Consider the following 20,806-nt stretch of genomic DNA (forward strand, 5'->3'; position numbering starts at 1 on the left):
TGCCTACTCGGCGAGGCTCAATTGGTGCACGGTGCTGGCCACCCGGTCGGCTATGTCCGGCAGCATGGCCGCCGGCTCAGTCGCAGTCGGCCAGCACCAGGCGGTCGCGGCCCTGGGCCTTGGCCCGGTACAGCGCGTCGTCGACCCGCTTGAAGAAGGCTTCGGGGCTGGCGTCGCGGCTGGCGTCGAAGCAGCCCAGACCGAGGCTGGTGGTCAGCGGATGGTGCTGGCCGTCGATCTCCAGGCCATGCTCGGCCAGGTCGAGGCGGAACTGTTCGGCCAGTTCCTGGGCCTGCGCCAGCGGCGTGTCGGCCATCAGCACGCCGAACTCCTCGCCACCCAGGCGCAGCAGGGCATCGCTGTCGCGGCGGAAGATCCGTCGCATGCGCTGGGCGAAGGCATTCAGGCAGGCGTCGCCCAGTGCATGGCCGTGCTCGTCGTTGATGCGCTTGAAAAAGTCGATATCCAGCAGCACCAGCGACAGCGGGCTGCCCTGGCGCTGGGCACGGGCGATCAGCGCTGGAAACAGGTTGTTGAACTGCAGGCGGTTGCCCAGCTGGGTCAGGCTGTCGGTACGGCTGAGCTGGTCGAAGCGCTCGCGCTGCTCGAGCAACTGCTGCTCCAGGGCCAGGGTGGCGCGGTATTCGCGGTGGCTGCGGTTAAGCGCCAGCAACAGATAGCTGAGGTAGAAGGCCAGGGTCACCAGCAGGGCATGCTGACTGTCGCCAAGCTGACTCAGGGCCAGCAGTCCCGGCAGATAAAGCAGCAGAATGGCGGCGATGCAGCGGCCTTTGCGCATCGAGAAGTTGAACGCCATGGCGGTGCTGAAGGCCACCGTGCTGAGGGTGGCGATCAGGCGGGATGGGGCGAACTCCGGGCGATACAGGGCCCAGGCATGGGCCAGGCCCCAGCCCAGCGAGGTGATGAAGATCAGTCCCCAGTGGCGGTCAATCCAGCTCTGCAGGCAGGCGTTGGTTTGCTGGATCGGCGGACGGTGCAGCCAGCGCAGGGCCAGCATCAGGGCAAAGAAGGCGGAGGCCAGTGAACCGAGGATCGGCATCGCTGCCGGGGTAGTGCTGAAGCCCCAGGTCAGCAACCAGGCCAGCAGGTAGTAGATGCCGCCGAGACGGGTGCGTACGCGGGTGTCCTGCGCCTCGCGCCAAAGGGCGAAGGTAGTGGCTTGGCGGGGGAGCTCGGAATCGGTCATGTGCTGTGATCACAAATACGGCCAGACCAAGCATAGTCCCTGGCGAAGCCGCTTTGCTACCAGAATGCCAGTAGGCCTGGCACCGCCGGTCAGCCGATCACCTAGGGCAGATCCCGCCCTCAGCCGCGGCGGATCAGCCACACCCCGCCGATGATCAGCAGCAGGCCGGCGGCCTTGCCAAGGGTGAGCGGTGCTTCGCGAAAGCCCACCCAGCCGTTGTGGTCGAGCAACAGGGCCATGCCCAGCTGGCCGGCCAGTACCAGCACCATGAACAGCAGGGCGCCAATGCGCGGTCCGGCGAAGGCGGCGGTGGCGATGAAGAATGCGCCGAGCAGGCCGCCACTCCAGTGCCACCAGCTGAGGCCCTTGAGTGCCGCGAGGCTGGGCACGTCACGCTGGTAGGCAACGATGGCGATCAGGGCGACGGTGCCGACCAGAAAGGAGGTCAGCGCGGCCGCCATCACGCTGGACAGGTGCCTGGCCAGTTGACCGTTGATACCGGCCTGCAGCGGCATGACGGCGCCGGCCAGCAGCGGCAGGGCAAGGAGCCACCAGTTGGGCATGCTCGTCTCCGGATGAAAAATGGGCGCGTATTATGCGCCTTCTTGCCTGTGCGGTCAGCTTTGCTCGAGCGACTTGACCAGGTGCAGCAGGGCCACGCGCTGATCCGCGCCGCGCTGGCGCTCGACCACTTCGCGTACCTGGTAGCCGAGGCGGGTGTACAGCAACAGACCGGCACTGTTGCCATTGAAGCAGGAGGCGCGCAGCTCGCGGGCCAGAAACTCGCGAGCGGCGAGGTGCTCCATCACCCCGATCAGGTACTGCGCCACGCCCTGGCCACGGGCCCAGGGGGCGATCATCAGGTTGCCCAGGGCGCAGAACTCGCCGGCCTGGCTCTGGTAGAAGTTGGCGAAGCCGGCGGGGCGGCCGTCGAGCAGCACCAGGGTATTGCCCTGGCGCTCGGCCCAGGCAGCGCCCAGCTGCGCCCGGCACAGCGGCCAGTGGGCACGGGGGAAGGCGTAGAACAGTTCGTCGGCGGAGCGCACGAAGCCGACCACGCTGTCGAGGTCGCTTTCCAGGGCCGCACGGTGGCTGAGGTACTGGTCGCTCATTGCGGCGGATACTGGCTGAGCACCCGGGTCAGGGTCTGGCGGATCGCCGCTTCGCGTTCGCTGGGCGTTTGCGGCGGCGAGCGCAGGCTCTGCTCGGCGCTGCCGCGCCACACCAGCTTGCCGTCGCGGGCGTCGAACAGGTCGACCTGCAGGGTCGCGACCTGATAGTCGACGGTACGGGTTTCGGTGAGGGCCGGGCCGCCCCAGTAACCATTCCAGCCGCCCCAGTAGCCGCCACCGTAGCTGGTGCTGACCTGATCCTGGCGCTGGTCGACCACCAACCAGGCCTGCACCTTGAGGTCGCCGGTGCTGCCGGCCGGAGCCTGGCGCAGGCCGCGCTGATCCAGTTGCTCGCTGAGTACCTGGCGGATGCGCTGCTCGGTGAGGTCGCTGTGCAGGCGCGGGTCGTCCGGGCGGTATTGCAGGGCCGGCTCCTGCCAGCTCCAGCTGCGATAGGCGGCGAAGTCGCGGCTGGCATCGTAGTCGCGCTCGACCTGCGGGCCCTGGCAGGCAGCCAGGCCGAGCAGCAGGGGGAGCCATAACAGGCGGGCGAACATGAGCGGATCTCCTGGGTGATGCTTCTATCCAACTCCATTGCCGCCTGCTCGGCAAGTGCCGGGCCAGGGCCTGCCGCGCTTTTGTCGCGGTGGCGCACGAGTGGCAGCGGGACGTCCGTTATTCCTGCGCAGGCGGGAATCCAGCAGCGGCAGCTTCGGGGCTATTTGTACTGCCCCGACCTTGCGTCAGCCCGGGCCACCGTGGCATCTGGGCCCCGCCTGCGCGGGAGCGACATTGGTGGCGGGCACAGCGTGGCACAGGCTTAGCGCGGCGGATAGGCGTCGAGGGCCTTGGCGACGGCCTGGCGCAGAGCCGTGCTGCGCTCGGACTGGCTGCCAGAGCTGCTCTGGGTCTCGGCGCTGCCGCTCCATACCGGCAGGCCGCTGTGGCCGTCGAACAGCTCGATATGCACCACCGCCACTTCCACTTCGTAGGTGCGCACCAGTGGCACGCTGCCGTACATGCCGTAGTGGTCGCCGTAGGGGCCGTTGCCGTAGTAGCTGCCGACGTCGTCGCGGGTCTGGTACTGGCGGCGCTCCAGGTGCACTTCGGCACTGACCTGCAGGTCGGCGCTGGCCCCCTGGGCCGGACGCAGGCCGCGCTGGTCGAGGCCGTTGCCGACGGTTTCCGCCAGCAGGGCGCCATCGGCCCAGGCGCTGCCGGCGGGCAGCTGGCCGTCACGCCAGACCCAGTTGCGGTAGCGCGAGTAGTCGAGCGGGGCGCTTGGGTAGGCGCTGCGATCGAAGTGCTCGGCGGCGCCGGGCGGGGCCGGCGGCAGCGGGCGACTGTCGGCCTGGTAGGGATTGCTGGTCTGGCAGGCGGCCAGCACGGGCAGCAGAAGCAGGCACAGCAGTGGTTTCATGGTGCGACTCCGAACTATCCGCATCAGGTGTAGGGCGGGTGTCACCCGCGTGCAAGCAGTCTAGAGCGGCCGGCAGACCCAGTGCAGGTAGCGCCCGAGACCGGCGAAAGTCGGGTGGCGGCGGTGCGCCAGCTCCATTTCCAGCAGGTCGGCGAGCTCGGCCTTGGCCTGGAACTCGCCGGGCATGTAGTCGTGGAACACCCGTACGCCGCTCTGGCTTTCGACCGTCCAGTGCCCGGCGAGTTGCGCCGCCAGCTCGCGCGGGTCGAGCGGGCGCTGCGGGGTCAGGCTCTGCCCTTCGCCGGCGAAGCGCGCCTTGCGCAGCTTGCGGAAGTGGCCCTTGAGCAGGTTGCGGTAGATCAGCGCGTCCTTGTTGTAGAAGGCCAGCGACAGCCAGCCGCCGGGGGCGCAGAGCTGGTGCAGCACCGGCAGGATGGCATGCGGCTCGGCCAGCCATTCGAGCACCGCGTGGCACAGCACCAGGTCGTAGGGCTGGTTGAGCTGGCCGAGCAGTTCCTGCCAGGGGGCCTGGATAAAGGTTGCCTGCGCGCCGGCTTCGGCGAAGCGCTGGCGGGCGCCTTCGAGCATCGGCTCGGCTGGCTCGGCGAGGGTCACGTCGTGGCCGCGCTGGGCCAGCCACAGGCTCATGTGGCCGAGGCCGGCGCCGATATCCAGCACCCGCAGCGGGCGTTCCGGCAGGGCTTCCTTGAGGTCGGCCTGGAGCACGGCCAGGCGGATCGCGCCCTTGGCGCCGCCGTAGATCTTCTCGGCGAAACGCGTAGCCAGCTCATCGAAATGGCGATCGGTCATGGCTGGAAGCGCCTCTCGTTGTCGGCCAGCTTGGCGCGTACCGCCTGCTCCAGGTCGATGCCCAGCTCGCTGCACAGCAACAGCAGGTACAGCACGATATCGCCGACTTCCTGGCCAGCATGCTCCAGCTGCGCCGGGGCAAGCTGGCGCGACTGCTCTTCGGACAGCCACTGGAAGATTTCCACCAGCTCGGCCATTTCCACGCTGGCGGCCATGGCCAGGTTCTTCGGGCTGTGGAAGGGGCGCCAGTCGTTGTTGTCACGAATGGCGTGCAGGCGTTGGGTGAGTTCGGCGAGGTTCATGCTACGGCTCCGTTCAGGCCGCATAGCTTCGGCCCGAAGGCCTGGTGCCGCAAGCCCTGAACGCTGTGGCGAGGAATGACGCACCGTGCATCTGTAGGAGCGAGCCCTGCTCGCGAAGCTTTGCGCTGCCGGTGTTCGCGGGCAGAGCTCGCTCCTACGATGTGGGTTCCGCCTCGCTCTCGAGCAGCGCCTGCTTGCGCGCCACGCCCCAGCGGTAGCCGGTGAGGGCGCCGCTGGCGCCGATCACGCGATGGCAGGGCACCAGCAGGCCCAGCGGATTGCTGGCGCAGGCGCGGGCCACGGCGCGGGCGTGGCTGCCGAGCTGTGCGGCCAGCTCGCCATAGCGGCGCGTCTGCCCCGGCGGGATGGCGCGCAGGGCCTGCCACACCTGTTGCTGGAAGGCAGTGCCGCGCATGTCCAGCGGCAGGTGGGCGGCCCGCGCCGGCTCGGCGATCTGCGTCAGCACCTCGCTCAGCCAGTCCTGCAGGCCGGCCTGGTCGTGCTGCAGCTCGGCGGCGGCGAAGCGCTCCCGCAGTTCCGCCAGCAGGCTCGTGGCGTCGTCGCCGAACAACAGGGCGCAGGCGCCACGCGGACTGGCGGCGAGCAGCAGGAAGCCGAGCGGGAAGGGCGCGATGGCATAGCGCAGGGTTTCGCCGGCACCGCGCTGGCGGCGCTGTGCCGGGCTCAGGGCGGCCGGCTGCTCGTACAGGGCGCGGGTGCCGGAGTAGCCGGCGTCCAGCGCCGCCTGCAGCACCGAGTCGGCCTGCCCGAGGCCGGCGTCCAGGCGCTCGCGGCGGCGGACGGCGACCCAGGCGCGTGGGGTCAGGCCGGTGCGTACCTTGAAGGCGCGCGCCAGGTGCGAGGCGGACAGGCCGATGCGCGCGGCCAGCTGCTCGAGGGTCAGGTTCTGTTCACTGTCTTCCAGCAGCCGGCAGGCGGCGATCACCAGGGCATCGAGCTGCTCGGCCGGGCTCTGCCCCTGTGGCGAGCAGCGCTTGCACGGGCGGAAACCGGCGGCCGCGGCGCTGGCCGCATCGCCATGGAAGCTGACGTTGGCGCGCTTCGGCCGCCGCGCCGGGCAGCTCGGCCGGCAGAAGATGCCGGTGCTGTGCACGGCGAAGACAAAGTGGCCGTCCTGCGTGGCGTCACGCGTGCAGACGGCTTGCCAGCAGCGGTCGAGGTCAAGCATGGCAGTCTCCGGATGGGCTATGGGGCGATTGTCGATCGCCGCGGCAGGCCTGCCAATGCGTATCTGACTTTCAAAGCCTGACTAAGCTGAAGCGCATCCGCCTGCCAGGAGGTCTCCCATGCTGCGTCTGTGTCTGCTGCTGTTGTGCCTGTGGCCCGTGCTGGCATCTGCCGGGTTGCCGTTGAGCGAGCAGGAGCAGGCCTGGATCGCGGCCCACCCGCGGGTGCGCGTGGGGCTCGAGCGCAGCGGCTGGCCACCGTTCGACGTGATCGACGCCCAGGGCCGCCATCGCGGTCTCAGCGGCGATTACCTGGCGCTGCTCGGTCAGCGCCTGGGCCTGCAGTTCGAGCCGGTGCTGCTGGATGACTGGGACGCGGCCATGCAGGCGTTGCGCGAGGGCAAGATCGACCTGCTGCCCTCGGTGGCCATGACTCCCGAGCGCCAGGCCTACATGGCCTTCACCCAGCCCTACCTGGTCAGCAGCAGCCTGATCTTCACCCGTTCCGACGTGGCGGTGCAGCGCCCCGGCGACCTGGCCGGCAAGCGGGTGGCCATCGAGCGTGGCTACGTGCTGCAGCAGGCGCTGCACGACAAGGTGCCGCAGGCGCAGCTGCTGGAGGTGGCGGACACCGAGGCGGCGCTGCGCGCGGTGTCGTCGGGGCGCGCCGACGCCTATGTCGGCGACATGATCGTGGCCAGCTACCTGATCCGCGAGCTGAACCTGACCAACCTGGAACTGCGCGGCGAGACCGGCCTGTCCACCAGCGAGTTCCGCTTCGCCACCACCATCGCCCAGACGCAACTGGTCGCCCTGCTGGACAAGGCCCTGGCCAGCCTGAGCGAAGAGGAACAGCAGGCGATCAAGGAGCGCTGGCTGCCGCCGCTGACCGCCTTCAACTGGCGCCGCCTGCTGCAGGTCGGCTGGCCCTACCTGCTGGGGCTGCTCGGGCTGATCGCCTTCGTGCTGTGGTGGAACCGTCGCCTGGCGGTGCAGATCGCCGAGCGCCAGCGCGCCGAGGCCGAGGCCCAGCGCCAGCGCAGCACCCTGGCGGCGCTGATCGATGCGATTCCCGATCCGATCTGGTTCAAGGATCCCGACGGCCGCTACATCGGCATCAACCAGGCCTGCGCCGAGCTGTTCGGCCAATCCCGCGAGGCGATCAAGGGGCGCCGCGACGAGGAGCTGCTGCACCCGGAGTGGGCGGCGAGCCGCACCGAGCACGACCTGACCGCGCTGAACTGGACAGGGCCCTACGAGAGCGAAGGCTGGGTGCTCTACCCGGATGGTCGGCGGGCGGTGTTCGACACCCTGCGCACCACCTTCCACGACGAGCGCGGCCAGTTGCTGGGGCTGGTCGGGGTCAGCCGCGACATCACCGTGCGCAAGCAGACCGAGGCCGAGCTGGCACGGGCCAAGGAGCTGGCCGAGGAGGCGGCGCGGCTGAAGTCGGACTTCCTGGCCAACATGAGCCACGAGATCCGCACGCCGATGAACGCCATCATCGGCATGTCGCACCTGGCCCTTAAGACCGAGCTCAACCCGCGCCAGCGCGACTACCTGGGCAAGATCCAGCAGGCCGGCCAGCACCTGCTGGGGATCATCAACGACATCCTCGACTTCTCCAAGATCGAGGCCGGCAAGCTGAGCATCGAACGCATCGACTTCGACCTGCAGCAGGTGCTGGAGAACCTCTCCAACCTGATCGGCGACAAGGTGGCGAGCAAGGGCCTGGAGCTGGTGTTCAACCTCGACCCCGAACTGCCGCTGCAGCTGGTGGGCGACCCGCTGCGCCTCGGGCAGATCCTGATCAACTACGCCAACAACGCGGTGAAGTTCACCGAGCAGGGCGAGGTCGAGGTGATCCTGCGCGCCGAGCAGCGCAGCGCCGAGCAGGTGCAGCTGTACCTGGCGGTGCGCGACACCGGCATCGGCATGAGCGCCGAGCAGATGAGCCGGATGTTCGAGTCGTTCCAGCAGGCCGACAGCTCGACCACCCGCAAGTACGGCGGTACCGGCCTCGGCCTGGCCATCTGCAAGAGCCTGGCCGAGGCCATGGGCGGCAGCGTCGGGGTGGACAGCGAACTGGGCCGCGGCAGCCTGTTCTGGTGCCGGCTGCCACTGGGCATCGCCGGCGAACAGGGCCAGCGCCTGCTGGCCCAGGCCGATCTGCGCGGGCGCCGGGTACTGGTGGCGGACGACAACGACAGCGCGCGCCAGGTGCTGCGCGAGATGCTCGGCAGCATGAGCTTTGAGGTCGAGGCGGTGGACTCCGGCAAGGCCGCCCTGCAGCAGCTGCAGGAGGCCGCGCAGCGCGGCGCCCCCTACGAGCTGCTGATCCTGGACTGGCAGATGCCCGGCATGGATGGCCTGGAAACGGCGCGGCGGGTGGCCGAGCTGGGCCTGCAGCCGGCGCCGCACCTGCTGATGGCCACTGCCTACGGGCGCGAGGAAGTGCTGGTCGGCGCGCCGCGGGTGGGCATCGAGGAGGTGCTGCTCAAGCCGCTCAACCCGTCGCTGCTGTTCGATGCGGTGATCCGCAGCCTGGGCGGCGAGGGCCAGCTGCAGCGCTACGGGCGTCTGCCGGCGGGCGATGCGCTGCCCAACTTCGGCGGCCAGCGCGTGCTGCTGGTGGAGGACAACGAGCTGAACCGCGAAGTGGCCTGCGGCCTGTTGCAGGAAAGCGGCCTGCTGATCGACCAGGCCGAGCATGGCGGCATTGCCCTCGAACTGTTGCGCAGCCAGGTCGTGGATCACTATGCCGCGGTGTTGATGGACATGCAGATGCCGGTGCTGGACGGCATCGCCGCGACCCTGGCGATCCGCGCCGAACCGCGCTTTGCCGAGCTGCCGATCATCGCCATGACTGCCAATGCCATGCCGGCCGACCGGGAGCGCTGCCTGGCGGCGGGGATGAACGATCACCTGAGCAAACCCATAGATCCGGCCGAACTGTGGCAGACCCTGGAGCGCTGGCTGGCGGCCAGCGCGCAGCCCCTGGCGCCGCTGCCGGCAGCGCAGCCGGCGCTGGCCTGGAACCTGCCGGGGGTGGATGTGGCCAGCGGCCTGCGCCGAGTGCTGGGCAAGCCGGAGCTGTACCAGCGGCTGCTCGGCAAGTTCGCCGCCAGCCAGGCCGATTTCCCCACCCAGCTGCGCGCAGCCCTGGCCGGCGGCAGCCTGGAGAGCGCCGAACGCCTGGCCCATAGCCTCAAGGGGCTGGCCGGCAACCTCGGTGCCAACGACCTGGCGACCCAGGCGGCGGCCCTGGAAAGCGCGATCAAGGACGCCCGGCATGACGAACTGGCGGCGTTGCTCGGCGAGCTGGAGGCCACTCTGGCGCGCCTGCTGGCAGCCATCGCCGCGCAGTTCCCGGCGCACGCCGAGGCGGCTGTCGGTGCGCTCGACGAGGCGCAGCTGCAGCCGCTGTGCCGGCAGCTTGCCCAGCTGTTCGAGGAGGACGATCCGCGCGCCGGAAAACTCTTCGACGAACAAGCCGAACTGCTGCGCAGCGCCTTTACTGATGACTATGCAAAGCTGGCCGCGGCAGTCCGCGGTTTCGATTTCGAGCGCGCTCTGGAACTGCTGCGGCAGGCGGCGACGCGCCGGCAACTGACATTCTGACGGGGGTAGGCAATGGACGGGATACTCGATCGGGCGGATCAGCCGCTGATCCTGGTGGTGGACGACACCCCGGAGAACCTCGAGCTGATGAGCGCGCTGCTGATGGATCACTACCGGGTCAAGGTCGCCAGCAGCGGGGTCAAGGCGCTGCGCATCGCCGCCGGCAGCCAGCCGCCGGATCTGATCCTGCTCGACATCATGATGCCGGAGATGGACGGCTACGAGGTTTGCCGCCTGCTCAAGGTCAACCCGGCCACGGCGGATATCCCGGTGGTGTTCCTTACGGCCAAGACCGAGGTGGCCGACGAGCAGCAGGGCTTCGACCTCGGCGCGGTCGACTACATCACCAAGCCGATCAGCCCGCCGATCGTCCTCGCCCGTGTGCATGCGCAACTGCAGCTCAAGGCCAGCGCGGACTTCCTGCGCGACAAGAGCGAATACCTGGAGCTGGAAGTGCGCCGTCGCACCCGCGATATCCAGCGCCTGCAGGAAGTGACCATCGAGGCCATGGCCAGCCTGGCGGCCATGCGCGACAACCCCTGCAGTCGCCACCTGGCGCGCGTCGAGCCGTACATGACCGCCCTGGCCAAGGCATTGGCCTACCAGCAGCCGGATCTCGCTGCCGAGCTGGGCGCCGAGCGCTGCGCCCAGCTCGGCAAGTCGGCGCTGCTGCACGGCATCGGCAAGCTGGTGCTGCCCGATCGCATCCTGCTCAGCCCGGTACCGCTGCAGGGGGCCGACCTGCAGCTGCTGCACCGGCATGCCGAGGCCGGGCGCGACGCGCTGCTGGCCGCCGAGGCCAAGCTGGGCAACAGCACCGACTTCCTGCGCGATGCCCGCGACATCGTCTACAGCCAGCACGAGCACTGGGATGGCAGCGGCTATCCCGAGGGCCTGCGCGGTGAGCAGATTCCCCTGGCGGCACGGCTGATGGCCCTGGTCGGCTGCTACGAGGAGCTGACCAGCCGCCATCCCTACCGCCAGCCGGTGAACCACCCCGAGGCGCTGGCGCAGATCAGCGCGGCCAGTGGCACGCGCTTCGATCCGTCGGTGGTGCTGGCCTTCATCGAGGTCGAGCAGGACTTTGCCGGCATCGCCATGCGCCTGGCCGACGATGCCGCCTCGATCAACTGCGAGCTGCAGCGCCTGGACGACTCGCTGGGCGAGAGCATCGAGCTGACCCTGCCGCCCAGTTGAGCAACGTGCCTGGCGCTCAGGCGCCAGGTTGCCAGTCCAGCGTCAGCGCTTCCTGCCAGGCGACGCGCTCGAAGTGGCTGGCCACCACACCCTGCAATCTTTCCAGGTCTTCGCGGGCGGCGCTTTCCACACGCAGGGTCAGGCCCTGGGCGTCGGCCTGCAGCAGGGCAACGCCGGCGGAGAACTCGATGCGGCCCTGCTGCTCGTCGAAGCTTACCGGCAGCTTGTGGGCGAAGTGTTTGCACAGGCGGCTGATGTAGCGCGCCGGGGTGTCGGTATTGACGTGGGCTGACGTGGTGAAGGTGGTCATGGAGGCTCCAGAAGTGGGGCGCCGCTGCCCGCCATGGGCACGCGGCGCTGGGGTTCAGTAGGCGGCGGTGAAGCGCTGGCGGATGTGTTGCGGCTGCTCGGTTTCGTCGAGCAGGGCGACGGCCAGGTCGGCCACCGAAATGTGCGCCGGGGCGGCGCCATCCATCAGCAGCTGCTCGCCGCCGAGGCGGAACTGGCCGGTGCGCGGGCCAGGCTGCAGCAGGGCGGCGGGGGAGAGGAAGGTCCACTCCAGCTCCTGCTCGTCACGCAGCTGGTTGAGCGCCTGGCGCGCGCCTTCGGCGCCTTCCTTGTAGGCGGCCGGGAAGTCCGGCGTGTCGATCAGCTGCAGGCCGGGGGCGACGAACAGGCTGCCGGCACCGCCGACCACCAGCAGGCGCTTGATCCCGGCGGCCTTGGTGGCGGCGACTATGGCCTGGCTGCCGGCGATGAACTGGGCGCGGATGTCGGCCTGATCCCAGCCGGGGTTGAAGGCGCTGAGCACGGCATCGTGGCCGCGCAGCTGGACGGCGAGGGCGGCTTCGTCGCGCACGTCGGCGGCGACGGCCGTGAGCCGCTCATGTTGCGGCAGTTTCTGCGGCTGGCGCACCAGGGCGGTGACCTGGTGGCCGCGGTTGAGGGCTTCTTCGAGCAGGGCGGCACCGACGTAACCGGTGGCGCCGATCAGGGCGATTTTCATGGGGCTGATCCTGGGTGAGTGAAAGTGGGTAAATAATCACCGCTGGATAAACCCGGGAAAAAGAGGCTTAAATGCCTTGAACAATTAAGCAAGGCTTAATAATGGAGCAGCTCAAGCGCATGGCGCTGTTCGCCACCGTGGTCGACAAGGGCAGCATGGTCGGCGCGGCCGAGGCCCTCGGCATGAGCCCTTCGGCGGTCAGCCAGCAGATCGGCAAGCTGGAGCAGGTCACCCAGGTCAGCCTGCTGCACCGCACCACTCGCAAGCTGACCCTGACCGAGGCCGGCGCCAGCTTCTACCAGAGCTGCAAGCAGATCGTCGAACTGGCCGAGCAGGCCGAACAGCGTCTGGCCGAGCTGCGCGATGCGCCGGTGGGTGAGCTGCGCATCGCCGCACCGGTGGGCTTCTCCGGGCCATTGCTCACCGATGCCCTGGCACCCTTGCTGCGCGCCCATCCGGGCCTCAGCCTGCGCCTGTTCTTCCACGACGAGCCGATCGACCTGATCGAGCAGCGCATCGACCTGGCCATTCGCGTTGGTGCGCAGGAAGATTCCAGCCTGGTGGCCCGACCGCTTGGCGACTGGCCGATGCTGCTGTGCGTGGCGCCGGCCTACCTGGCGCGCTGTGGCACGGTGCAGGGGCCGGCGCAGCTGAGCAGCCTGGACTGGCTGAGCCTCAGCCACGACCGCGCCCAGCAGCTCACCCTGCTCGGCCCGGGCGGCGTTCAGCAACGCCTGCGCATCGAGAGCCGGGTGGCCTGCAACAGCATTCTCTCGGTGCGACAGTTCACCCTGGCCGGCATGGGCGTATCGGTGCAGCCGGAGCCGGAGATCCGCGCCGAGCTGGCCAGCGGTGCCCTGCTGGTGCTGCTGCCGGAGTGGCAGCTGGCGCCGGTCGGCATCCATATCGTCACCCCGCGCCGCGATGCGCAACCGGCCAAGGTGCGCTACGCCATCGCCGCGCTACGGCGCAGCCTGCTTGCCGGATAGCGGAGGAGGCTGGCAGCGCGGCGGATTTGCCGTATAACGGCAACTTGTATCAGCTCAGACAGGAACCCTAGTCAGCGCAATGAAAACCCCGAAACGCCTGGAACCCTTGCTCGAAGACGGTCTGATCGACGAGGTGGTTCGTCCGCTGATGAGCGGCAAGGAAGCTGCGGTCTATGTGGTGCGCTGTGGCAGTGAGCTGCGCTGCGCCAAGGTCTACAAGGAGGCCAACAAGCGTGGCTTCCGCCAGGCCGCCGAGTATCAGGAAGGGCGCAAGACGCGTAACAGCCGCGATGCGCGGGCCATGGCCAAAGGCAGCAAATACGGGCGCAAGGAGCAGGAGGATGCCTGGCAGAACGCCGAAGTGGCGGCACTGTTCCGCCTCGCTGCGGCCGGTGTGCGAGTGCCCAAGCCCTACGACTTCCTCGATGGCGTGCTGCTCATGGAAATGGTCGACGACGGCAGTGGCGATGCCGCTCCGCGCCTCAACGATGTCGACCTGTTGCCCGAAGATGCCCGCGAATTCCACAGTTTCATGATCGGTGAGATCGTCAAGATGCTGTGTGCCGGCCTGGTGCATGGCGACCTGTCGGAGTTCAACGTACTGCTCGACCCCAACGGCCCGGTGATCATCGACCTGCCGCAGGCGGTGGATGCGGCGGCCAACAACCATGCCTTCAGCATGCTCGAGCGCGACGTGCGCAACATGGCCGAGTACTTCGGCCAGTTCGCCCCGGAGCTGCTCTACACCAAGTACGCCAAGGAAATGTGGGCGCTCTACGAGGAAGGCAAGCTGACCCCGGACAGCGTGCTCACTGGCCAGTTCGCCGAGCCGGAGGAGAGCGCCGACGTCGATGCGGTGATGCGCGAGATTCGCGCCGCCCTGGCCGAGCAGGCGCGCCTGGAAGCGCTGCGCGGGGCCGAGGATGCACCGCGCGACGAGCCACCGCCGCCGCCCTGGATGCAGCACTGAGCAACTGTTAGGCGGCAACTGTAACGGGCGCAACGCCCGGCCTGCTGCTAGTGTGCGGGGATTCGTTCCGGAGCCCCGCCATGTCCCTGCCGCATATCTTCCTGGCCCTGCTGGTGACCCTGATCTGGGGCATCAATTTCGTGGTGATCAAGGTCGGCCTGGAAGATTTCCCGCCGCTGTTGTTCTGCGCCCTGCGCTTCGCCCTGGCGGCGCTGCCGCTGTTGTTCCTGCGCGGGCCGCTACCAGCGCCCGGCTGGCGCATCGTGCAGATTGGCGTGCTGCTCGGGGTGATCAAGTTCGGCCTGTTGTTCGTCGGCATGCACCTGGGCATGCCGGCCGGGCTGTCGTCGCTGGTGCTGCAGAGCCAGGTGTTCTTCACCGTGCTGATCGCCGCCCTGGTGCTCGGCGAGCGGCCCGGCGCACGAGCCCTGGCCGGGCTGGCGCTGGCGGCTAGCGGGCTGCTGCTGATCGGCGTGCAGCGGCCGCTGGGCGACAGTCTGCTGGGTTTTGCCCTGGTGGTGCTGGCAGCCCTGGCCTGGGCCTGCTCGAACATCGCCACCAAGCGTTCCGGGGCCAGCGACATGCTGCGCCTGATCTGCTGGGTCAGCCTGGTGCCAGTGCTGCCGCTGCTGGGGCTGTCGTGGCTGTTCGAGGGGCCGCAGGCGATTGGTGCGGCTCTGGTGCACCTGAGCTGGCGTGGTGTCGGCGCGCTGCTGTACATCGCCTTCCTCGCCACCACGCTGGGCTTCGCCATCTGGAGTTTCCTGCTGCGTCGTTACCCGGCCAGCCAGGTCACGCCGTTCGCCCTGGCGGTGCCGGTATCCGGTCTGCTGGCCGGTTGGCTGCTGCTCGGCGAGGCGCTGGCGCCCCTGGGTTGGCTGGCCTGTGTGCTGGTGTTCGGTGGCTTGGCGATCACCGTCGTGCCGTGGCGTTTTACGCGGCTGCTGAAAGACCCTGCAGCCCAGTAAATACGAGGCTTCGCGCTAATAGGAATCGCTCCGCGAGCGGCTGTATTTTCCTGCTTGACCATTGTCCGAACACGGCCGAAGCTTGCCCTCTGATCTGCCGTTTCGTGAAGGAAATTCCCATGCAAGGCTCGACCGAAGTCGTCGAATATCTCAAGGATCTGCTGCGTGGCGAGCTGGCTGCCCGCGACCAGTATTTCCTCCATTCGCGGATGTACCAGGACTGGGGTTTCGAGAAGCTCTACGTACGCCTCAACCACGAGATGGAAGAGGAAACCGAGCACGCCGATGCCCTGCTCAAGCGCATCCTGTTCCTCGAAGCCACGCCGAACATGACGCCGAAGAAGATCCATCCCGGTGCCAACGTGCCGGACATGCTGCGCGCCGACCTCAAGCTCGAATACGAAGTGCGCGAGGCCCTGGCCAAGGGCATCGCCCTGTGCGAGAAGCACGGCGACTTCATCAGCCGGGAAATCCTCGAAGTGCAGCTGCACGACACCGAGGAAGATCACGCCTACTGGCTGGAGCAGCAGCTCGGCCTGATCGACCGCATCGGCCTGCAGAACTACCTGCAATCGCAAGCCTCCTGAGCCTGCGGCAGGCATGAAAAAAGGGAGCTTCGGCTCCCTTTTTCGTTTCTGCTCCCACCCTTCCTGCGTCTGCTTCGGCACCGCCTGCTGTGCGCGTTCCCATTTCGCCCGGCAGGGCCTCGGCGCATCTCGCGATTAGCAGAGACAGATCTTTTTGTTAATAATTCCGGAATGAGATTTTATAGTTTATGATAATGATTCTCGCCAACATTATAATTAATGGTAGTAGTCGTAATGTCCGATCTCGTAACCCTGCGCCAGCACGGCGCCGCTCTCCCGCGCTCGTCCATGGCCCTGCGTCCGCTGGCCCTGACCGTGCACATGCTGGCTGTCGGCATGGCTTTCGCCGCGCCGCTCGCACAGGCACAACAGGCTGCAGCCGAAGAAGCGGTGACCCTGGATGCGCTGTCCATCACCGGCGAGGCCGAGCGAGATGATCGCGCTGTCACCGAGGACTCCCAGTCCTACACCAGCGGTGCCGCCCGCACGGCCACGCCGCTGAGCATGTCCCTGCGCGAAACCCCGCAGTCGGTCACCGTGGTCACCCAGCAGCGCATCGAAGATCAGGATCTGCAGACCATCACCGACGTGGTCAACAACACCACCGGTATCTCGCTGAACCGTTACGAGACCAACCGCGGCCAGATCAACGCCCGTGGTTTCGAGCTCAACTCGCTGATGATCGACGGTGTGCCGACCATCTATGAGCAACCGTGGAGCTCCGGCGAAATCTTCGGCAGCCTGGCCATGTACGACCGCGTCGAAGTGGTGCGCGGTGCCAACGGCCTGATGACCGGTGCCGGCGACCCCTCTGCGTCCCTCAACATGGTGCGCAAGCGTGCCAGCAGCAAAGAGCTGAAGGGTTCGGTCGAAGTCAGTGCCGGCACCTGGGACACCTATGGCTCCCTGGGCGATCTGTCCTTCGCGCTGAACGAAGAGGGCACTATCCGGGCTCGTCTGGTTGGCGAGTACAACGAAGGCGACAGCTGGATGGACAAGAACTCCAACCAGCGCGAAACCTTCTACGGCACCATGGATGTCGACCTGACTCCCGACACCACCCTGTGGTTCGGTGTCAGCAACCAGGACAACAAGACCGACTCGCCAATGTGGGGCGGTCTGCCGGTGTGGTACACCGACGGTAGCCGCACCCACTGGAGCCGCTCCAAGACCACCTCGGCGGAGTGGAGCAAGTGGAACACCACCTACGAAACCTACTTCGTCAACCTGGATCACCACTTTGCCAATGACTGGCAGCTGAACCTCAGCTACAACCGTGGCGAGCGCAACTCCGACTCCTACCTGTTGTACGTGTACACCTATGCGGACAAGACGGGCACCGTACCCATGGCTACCTACCCGGCCATGTACCGCACCAAGACCGTACAGGACGACTACAGCGTGCGTGCCAGCGGCCCGTTCTCCCTGTTCGGCCGCGAGCATGAAGTCGCCTTCGGCTATATCCAGAGCGAGCAGGACTTCGATGCCGATACACGCATGGCGCTCACCGGCTGGAGCGGCATCCCCAGCCTCGACGATTACAACGGCAACTTCCCGGAGCCGATCTGGGGTGGCATGACCACCTACGGCTATGGCGACGTGACGCAGAAGGGCGCCTACGCGGCTACCCGCCTGAATCTGACCGACGATCTCAAAGTGATCATCGGTGCGCGTGACAGCAACTATGAAAAGGTCAGCGACGACGTCTACTCCGATCCGTCGCGTATCGATGTCGATCACGAGCTGACCCCTTATGCCGGCGTGGTCTACGACCTGACGGAGACCCTGTCTGCCTATGCCAGCTACACCGAGATCTTCCTGCCGCAGTCCGAGCGGGATATCAGCGGCAAGCAGCTCGAGTCCATCGTCGGCGAAAGCTACGAGACCGGTCTGAAGGCCGAGTTCCTCGACGGTCGCCTGAATGCGTCGGCCGCGATCTTCCAGATCAAGCAGGATAACCTGGCTGAAGCCACTGGCGAGTTCATTCCGGGTACCGTCGAGCAGGCCTACGAGGCGGGCAACGGTGCAACCAGCAAGGGCTTCGAGCTGGAAGTGTCGGGCGAGCTGGCGACCGGCTGGAACCTGACGGCGGGCTACACCCAGTTCGATCTGGAAAACGCCGACGGCGACGACGTGAATACCCTGTACCCGACCAAGCTGATCCGTACCTTCACCACCTACCGTCTGCCCGGCATCTTCAACGACAAGCTGACCGTCGGCGGTGGCGTGAACTGGCAGGACAGCATCTACACCTACGCGGCGAACCCGGCGGGGAATGCCGAGAAGATCGAGCAGGACGCCTACGCCCTGGTCAACCTGATGGCGCGTTACGACATCAGCGAAAACCTCTCGGCTCAGCTGAACGCCAACAACGTGACCGACGAGAAGTACTTCGACATCTTCGACGCCTACGGCGCCATGACCTACGGTGCACCGCGCAGCCTGACCGCTTCCGCGAAGTACCGCTTCTAAGCTGCCGGCCTGGCTGGCGACTGCCCGTCGCCAGCCAGATCCGAGCTGCTGCAAGGCACAACGCCGGCCTCGGGCCGGCGTTGTGCTTTCTGCCGTTTGCCGTTCAGGCTTGCTTGCCGGCGCAATGCGGCCGACCGGGCTCACCGCAGGCCGGGCCGGCGCCGTTGCCCGACTCCAGATCGCGCAGGATCGGGCAGTCCGGCCTGTGGTCGCCCTGGCAGTGCTGCACCAGCTCATCGAGGGTGTCGCGCAGGGCCGTCAGCTCGCCGATCTTGCGGTTCAGTTCGGTGATATGGGCCTGGGCCAGGGCCTTGACATCGGCGCTGGCGCGTTCGCGATCCTGCCACAGGGCCAGCAGCTTGCCGACTTCGTCCAGGGCGAAGCCGAGATCCCGCGCGCGCTTGATAAAGGCCAGCACGTGCAGATCCTGGCTGCCGTACAGGCGATAGCCGCTGTCGCTGCGCCCGGCCGGCTGCAGCAGGCCGATGGCTTCGTAGTAGCGGATCATCTTGGCGCTGAGTCCACTGCGTTTGGCGGCCTGACCGATGTTCATGCGGCGTGCTCCTGGTCGATCTCGGGTTGCCAGCGGTTGAGCAGCAGCGCGTTGCTGACCACGCTGACGCTCGACAGAGCCATGGCGGCGCCGGCCACCATCGGGTTGAGCAGGCCGGCGGCGGCCAGCGGAATGCCGACCGCGTTGTAGACGAAGGCCCAGAACAGGTTCTGCTGGATCTTGCGCCAGGTGCGCCGGCTGATGTCGAGGGCGGCCGGCACCAGGCGCGGGTCGCCGCGCATCAGGCTGATGCCGGCGGCGTGCATGGCCACGTCGGTGCCACCGCCCATGGCGATGCCGACATCGGCAGCGGCCAGGGCCGGCGCATCGTTGATGCCGTCGCCGACCATGGCCACTGTCGCCCCGGCGGCTTTCAGGGCGGCGACATGGGCCGCCTTGTCCGCCGGCAGCACCTGCGCATGCACTTCGTCGATGCCCAGGGCGCGGCCCACGGCCTGGGCGCTGCCTGCGTTGTCGCCGCTGATCAGGTGGCTCTCGAGGCCACGCTCGCGCAGCGCGGCAATGGCCGCGGCGGCACCGTCCTTGAGGCTGTCGCCGAAGGCCAGCAGGCCCAGCACGCGCGGTTGCGGCGCCAGCTCCAGCAGCCAGGACAGGGTGCGCCCCTCGGCTTCCCATTCCGTGGCCAGGTCGCTCAGCTCGGTTGCCTGCAGTTGCTGCTCGGCGCGCAGGCGCTCGCTGCCCAGGGCCAACTGGCGGCCTTCGACATCGCCCTGAATGCCGCGCCCGGGCAGGGCCTGGCTGCCACTCAGCGGCGCCAGAGACAGGTTCTGCTCGCGGCAAGCCAGCAATACGGCCTGGGCCAGCGGGTGTTCGCTGCCCTGTTGCAGGGTGCCGGCCAGGCGCAGCAGCTCCGGCTCGGCGATGCCCGCCGCGGCCAGATGGACGATCCGTGGCTGGCCGGAGGTGAGGGTGCCGGTCTTGTCGAAGGCCACCACGCCGACCTTGTGCGCCAGCTCCAGGGCCTGGGCGTCCTTGATCAGGATGCCGTGGCGCGCCGCCACCCCGGTGCCGGCCATGATCGCTGCCGGTGTGGCCAGGCCGAGGGCGCAGGGGCAGGCGATCACCAGCACTGCCACGGCGTTGATCAGGGCGGCTTCGATGCCGGCGCCGAGCAGCAGCCAGGTGGCCAGGGTGAGCAGGGCGATCAGCAGGACAACCGGCACGAACACCGCGCTGACCCGATCCACCAGTTTCTGGATCGGCGCCTTGGCTGCCTGGGCGTCTTCCACCAGGCGGATGATCCGTGCCAGCACACTTTCGCCGCCGAGGGCGGTGGTGCGCACCAGCAGGCACCCGGCACCGTTGATGGCGCCGCCGGTGACGCGATCACCCGGCGCCTTGCTGACCGGCAGGCTCTCGCCGCTGATCAGTGCCTCGTCGGCCTGGCTGTGCCCCTCCAGCACTTCACCATCGGCCGGAAAGCGCTCGCCGGGACGCACCAGCAGCACGTCGCCCAGCTGCAGAGCGGCGATGGCCACTTCTTCCTCGCGGCCATCCTGCAGGCGCGTGGCGCGCTCCGGGCGCAGTGCCTCGAGGGCGCGGATGGCGGCGCTGGTCTGGCGCTTGGCGCGGCTCTCCAGGTACTTGCCCAGCAGCACCAGGGCGATGACCACGGTCGAGGCTTCGAAATACAGGTGTGGCATGCCGTGGTGGCTGGCCGTTGCCCACAGGTACAGGCTCAGGCCGTAGCCGGCGCTGGTGCCCAGGGCGACCAGCAGATCCATGTTGCCGGTGCCGGCGCGCAGGGCTTTCCAGGCGGCCACGTAGAACCGCGCACCGAGGAGGAATTGCGCCGGGGTGGCCAGGGCGAACTGGGCCCAGGCCGGCAGCATCCAGTGCAGGCCGAGCCATTCGGCGAACATCGGCAGCACCAGCGGTGCGGCCAGCAGCAGGCCGAGCAGCACATGCAGGCGCTCGCGCCGCAGCTCGGCCTGCGGGTCGCGCTCGCTGGCGGCATGGCGCAGGCGCGCGTGGTAGCCGGCAGCGGCGACGGCGGCGAGCAGCTCGCTGCTGTCGAGCTCGGCAAGGCATTCCACCTGGGCCCGCTCGCTGGCCAGGTTGACGCTGGCCCGGCGCACGCCGGGCAGCTTGCCCAGGGCCCGTTCGATGCGCCCGGCGCAGCTGGCGCAGGTCATGCCGTCGATTTCCAGCTCGACCTGCTGCAGCGGCACGCTGTAGCCGGCCCGCTCGACGGCCGCCAGCAATTGCTCGAGGCTCTCGCCGGGCGCCAACACGCGGGCCTGCTCGCTGGCCAGGTTGACGCTGCTCTGTTGCACGCCGGGCACCTGGCGCAGGGCGCGCTCGACCCTGCCGGCACAGCCGGCGCAGGTCATGCCGTGGATGGGAAGGTCAAAGGTCTGCAGGCTGGACATGGGCAAGGCTCC

19 protein-coding genes are annotated in these 20,806 nt (G+C 68.0%); 7 read left to right on the forward strand and 12 right to left on the reverse strand.

The features are described 5' to 3' along the window. Nucleotides 1-76: 76 nt before the first annotated feature. The 8 genes from A9179_RS04485 to ada form a co-directional block, all read right to left on the reverse strand. Nucleotides 77-1,207 carry a GGDEF domain-containing protein gene (locus A9179_RS04485; protein ID WP_187804650.1) on the reverse strand — a complete coding sequence of 377 codons (1,131 nt, stop codon included), beginning with the start codon at nt 1,205-1,207 and terminating at the stop codon, nt 77-79. A gap of 119 nt (nt 1,208-1,326) precedes the next feature. Then, nucleotides 1,327-1,770 (reverse strand): DMT family transporter, encoded by a 444-nt coding sequence (locus tag A9179_RS04490; protein WP_187804651.1) that lies wholly within the window; start codon nt 1,768-1,770, stop codon nt 1,327-1,329. A gap of 54 nt (nt 1,771-1,824) precedes the next feature. Then, nucleotides 1,825-2,319, reverse strand: a complete 495-nt coding sequence (locus A9179_RS04495) for a GNAT family N-acetyltransferase (protein WP_187804652.1) — start codon at nt 2,317-2,319, stop codon at nt 1,825-1,827. Continuing rightward, the gene (locus A9179_RS04500) at nt 2,316-2,876 is read right to left on the reverse strand and encodes a DUF4136 domain-containing protein (RefSeq protein WP_187804653.1); all 561 of its coding nucleotides are present in this window, start codon (nt 2,874-2,876) and stop codon (nt 2,316-2,318) included. The genes A9179_RS04495 and A9179_RS04500 overlap by 4 nt, the downstream gene beginning before the upstream one ends. 263 nt (nt 2,877-3,139) lie before the next feature. Further along, a complete protein-coding gene (locus tag A9179_RS04505; RefSeq protein WP_187804654.1) occupies nt 3,140-3,739 on the reverse strand; it encodes a DUF4136 domain-containing protein in 600 nt (199 codons plus the stop codon). 60 nt (nt 3,740-3,799) lie between these two features. Further along, nucleotides 3,800-4,549, reverse strand: coding sequence for a methyltransferase domain-containing protein (locus tag A9179_RS04510; protein ID WP_187804655.1), 750 nt, complete (start codon nt 4,547-4,549; stop codon nt 3,800-3,802). Next, the gene (locus A9179_RS04515) at nt 4,546-4,851 is read right to left on the reverse strand and encodes a nucleotide pyrophosphohydrolase (RefSeq protein ID WP_187804656.1); all 306 of its coding nucleotides are present in this window, start codon (nt 4,849-4,851) and stop codon (nt 4,546-4,548) included. The genes A9179_RS04510 and A9179_RS04515 overlap by 4 nt, the downstream gene beginning before the upstream one ends. Nucleotides 4,852-5,005: 154 nt before the next feature. After that, nucleotides 5,006-6,040, reverse strand: a complete 1,035-nt coding sequence (ada, locus tag A9179_RS04520; protein WP_187804657.1) for a bifunctional DNA-binding transcriptional regulator/O6-methylguanine-DNA methyltransferase Ada — start codon at nt 6,038-6,040, stop codon at nt 5,006-5,008. A gap of 118 nt (nt 6,041-6,158) precedes the next feature. Here ada and A9179_RS04525 point away from each other — a divergent pair, with 118 nt between their 5' ends. Together A9179_RS04525 and A9179_RS04530 are read left to right on the forward strand one after the other, a co-directional pair. Further along, on the forward strand, nt 6,159-9,659 hold the full coding sequence (locus tag A9179_RS04525; protein WP_187804658.1) for a response regulator: 3,501 nt from the start codon (nt 6,159-6,161) through the stop codon (nt 9,657-9,659). A gap of 12 nt (nt 9,660-9,671) precedes the next feature. After that, nucleotides 9,672-10,856 (forward strand): response regulator, encoded by a 1,185-nt coding sequence (locus tag A9179_RS04530; protein WP_187804659.1) that lies wholly within the window; start codon nt 9,672-9,674, stop codon nt 10,854-10,856. 16 nt (nt 10,857-10,872) lie between these two features. Here the strand turns inward: A9179_RS04530 and A9179_RS04535 are convergent, their stop codons facing one another. Both A9179_RS04535 and A9179_RS04540 read right to left on the reverse strand, forming a co-directional pair. Continuing rightward, the gene (locus A9179_RS04535; protein WP_187804660.1) at nt 10,873-11,166 is read right to left on the reverse strand and encodes a DUF2218 domain-containing protein; all 294 of its coding nucleotides are present in this window, start codon (nt 11,164-11,166) and stop codon (nt 10,873-10,875) included. A 54-nt stretch (nt 11,167-11,220) separates the two neighbouring features. Then, nucleotides 11,221-11,862: an NAD(P)-dependent oxidoreductase gene (locus tag A9179_RS04540; RefSeq protein WP_187804661.1), complete on the reverse strand. Its 642-nt coding sequence runs from the start codon at nt 11,860-11,862 to the stop codon at nt 11,221-11,223. A 101-nt stretch (nt 11,863-11,963) separates the two neighbouring features. On the opposite strand from A9179_RS04540, the gene A9179_RS04545 reads away from it, so the two are divergent. The 5 genes from A9179_RS04545 (at nt 11,964) to A9179_RS04565 (ending at nt 17,848) form a co-directional block, all read left to right on the forward strand. Continuing rightward, on the forward strand, nt 11,964-12,851 hold the full coding sequence (locus A9179_RS04545; RefSeq protein WP_187804662.1) for a LysR family transcriptional regulator: 888 nt from the start codon (nt 11,964-11,966) through the stop codon (nt 12,849-12,851). Nucleotides 12,852-12,930: 79 nt separating this feature from the next. Further along, a complete protein-coding gene (locus A9179_RS04550; protein ID WP_187804663.1) occupies nt 12,931-13,821 on the forward strand; it encodes a PA4780 family RIO1-like protein kinase in 891 nt (296 codons plus the stop codon). 80 nt (nt 13,822-13,901) lie between these two features. Further along, nucleotides 13,902-14,789 (forward strand): EamA family transporter, encoded by an 888-nt coding sequence (locus A9179_RS04555; protein WP_187804664.1) that lies wholly within the window; start codon nt 13,902-13,904, stop codon nt 14,787-14,789. Nucleotides 14,790-14,908: 119 nt separating this feature from the next. Next, nucleotides 14,909-15,376 (forward strand): bacterioferritin, encoded by a 468-nt coding sequence (gene bfr, locus A9179_RS04560; RefSeq protein ID WP_187804665.1) that lies wholly within the window; start codon nt 14,909-14,911, stop codon nt 15,374-15,376. A 234-nt stretch (nt 15,377-15,610) separates the two neighbouring features. After that, nucleotides 15,611-17,848 carry a TonB-dependent siderophore receptor gene (locus A9179_RS04565; protein ID WP_187804666.1) on the forward strand — a complete coding sequence of 746 codons (2,238 nt, stop codon included), beginning with the start codon at nt 15,611-15,613 and terminating at the stop codon, nt 17,846-17,848. A gap of 103 nt (nt 17,849-17,951) precedes the next feature. Here A9179_RS04565 and cueR read toward each other — a convergent pair whose 3' ends face one another. Continuing rightward, complete coding sequence (cueR, locus tag A9179_RS04570; protein ID WP_187804667.1) at nt 17,952-18,401, reverse strand: Cu(I)-responsive transcriptional regulator; 450 nt, start codon at nt 18,399-18,401, stop codon at nt 17,952-17,954. After that, entirely contained in the window at nt 18,398-20,794 is a 2,397-nt protein-coding gene (locus tag A9179_RS04575; RefSeq protein ID WP_394354700.1) for a heavy metal translocating P-type ATPase, read from the reverse strand. Before A9179_RS04575 ends, cueR begins: the two co-directional genes overlap by 4 nt. Nucleotides 20,795-20,806: the final 12 nt, after the last annotated feature.

The organism is Pseudomonas alcaligenes, assembly GCF_014490745.1.
GTDB lineage: Bacteria > Pseudomonadota > Gammaproteobacteria > Pseudomonadales > Pseudomonadaceae > Aquipseudomonas > Aquipseudomonas alcaligenes_C.

Coding starts and splice junctions, on each gene's coding strand:
- A9179_RS04485 (WP_187804650.1), bottom strand. CDS start 1,207: ATGACCGATTCCGAGCTCCCCCGCCAAGCCACTACCTTCGCCCTTTGG.
- A9179_RS04490 (WP_187804651.1), bottom strand. CDS start 1,770: ATGCCCAACTGGTGGCTCCTTGCCCTGCCGCTGCTGGCCGGCGCCGTC.
- A9179_RS04495 (WP_187804652.1), bottom strand. CDS start 2,319: ATGAGCGACCAGTACCTCAGCCACCGTGCGGCCCTGGAAAGCGACCTC.
- A9179_RS04500 (WP_187804653.1), bottom strand. CDS start 2,876: ATGTTCGCCCGCCTGTTATGGCTCCCCCTGCTGCTCGGCCTGGCTGCC.
- A9179_RS04505 (WP_187804654.1), bottom strand. CDS start 3,739: ATGAAACCACTGCTGTGCCTGCTTCTGCTGCCCGTGCTGGCCGCCTGC.
- A9179_RS04510 (WP_187804655.1), bottom strand. CDS start 4,549: ATGACCGATCGCCATTTCGATGAGCTGGCTACGCGTTTCGCCGAGAAG.
- A9179_RS04515 (WP_187804656.1), bottom strand. CDS start 4,851: ATGAACCTCGCCGAACTCACCCAACGCCTGCACGCCATTCGTGACAAC.
- ada (WP_187804657.1), bottom strand. CDS start 6,040: ATGCTTGACCTCGACCGCTGCTGGCAAGCCGTCTGCACGCGTGACGCC.
- A9179_RS04525 (WP_187804658.1), top strand. CDS start 6,159: ATGCTGCGTCTGTGTCTGCTGCTGTTGTGCCTGTGGCCCGTGCTGGCA.
- A9179_RS04530 (WP_187804659.1), top strand. CDS start 9,672: ATGGACGGGATACTCGATCGGGCGGATCAGCCGCTGATCCTGGTGGTG.
- A9179_RS04535 (WP_187804660.1), bottom strand. CDS start 11,166: ATGACCACCTTCACCACGTCAGCCCACGTCAATACCGACACCCCGGCG.
- A9179_RS04540 (WP_187804661.1), bottom strand. CDS start 11,862: ATGAAAATCGCCCTGATCGGCGCCACCGGTTACGTCGGTGCCGCCCTG.
- A9179_RS04545 (WP_187804662.1), top strand. CDS start 11,964: ATGGAGCAGCTCAAGCGCATGGCGCTGTTCGCCACCGTGGTCGACAAG.
- A9179_RS04550 (WP_187804663.1), top strand. CDS start 12,931: ATGAAAACCCCGAAACGCCTGGAACCCTTGCTCGAAGACGGTCTGATC.
- A9179_RS04555 (WP_187804664.1), top strand. CDS start 13,902: ATGTCCCTGCCGCATATCTTCCTGGCCCTGCTGGTGACCCTGATCTGG.
- bfr (WP_187804665.1), top strand. CDS start 14,909: ATGCAAGGCTCGACCGAAGTCGTCGAATATCTCAAGGATCTGCTGCGT.
- A9179_RS04565 (WP_187804666.1), top strand. CDS start 15,611: ATGTCCGATCTCGTAACCCTGCGCCAGCACGGCGCCGCTCTCCCGCGC.
- cueR (WP_187804667.1), bottom strand. CDS start 18,401: ATGAACATCGGTCAGGCCGCCAAACGCAGTGGACTCAGCGCCAAGATG.
- A9179_RS04575 (WP_394354700.1), bottom strand. CDS start 20,794: ATGTCCAGCCTGCAGACCTTTGACCTTCCCATCCACGGCATGACCTGC.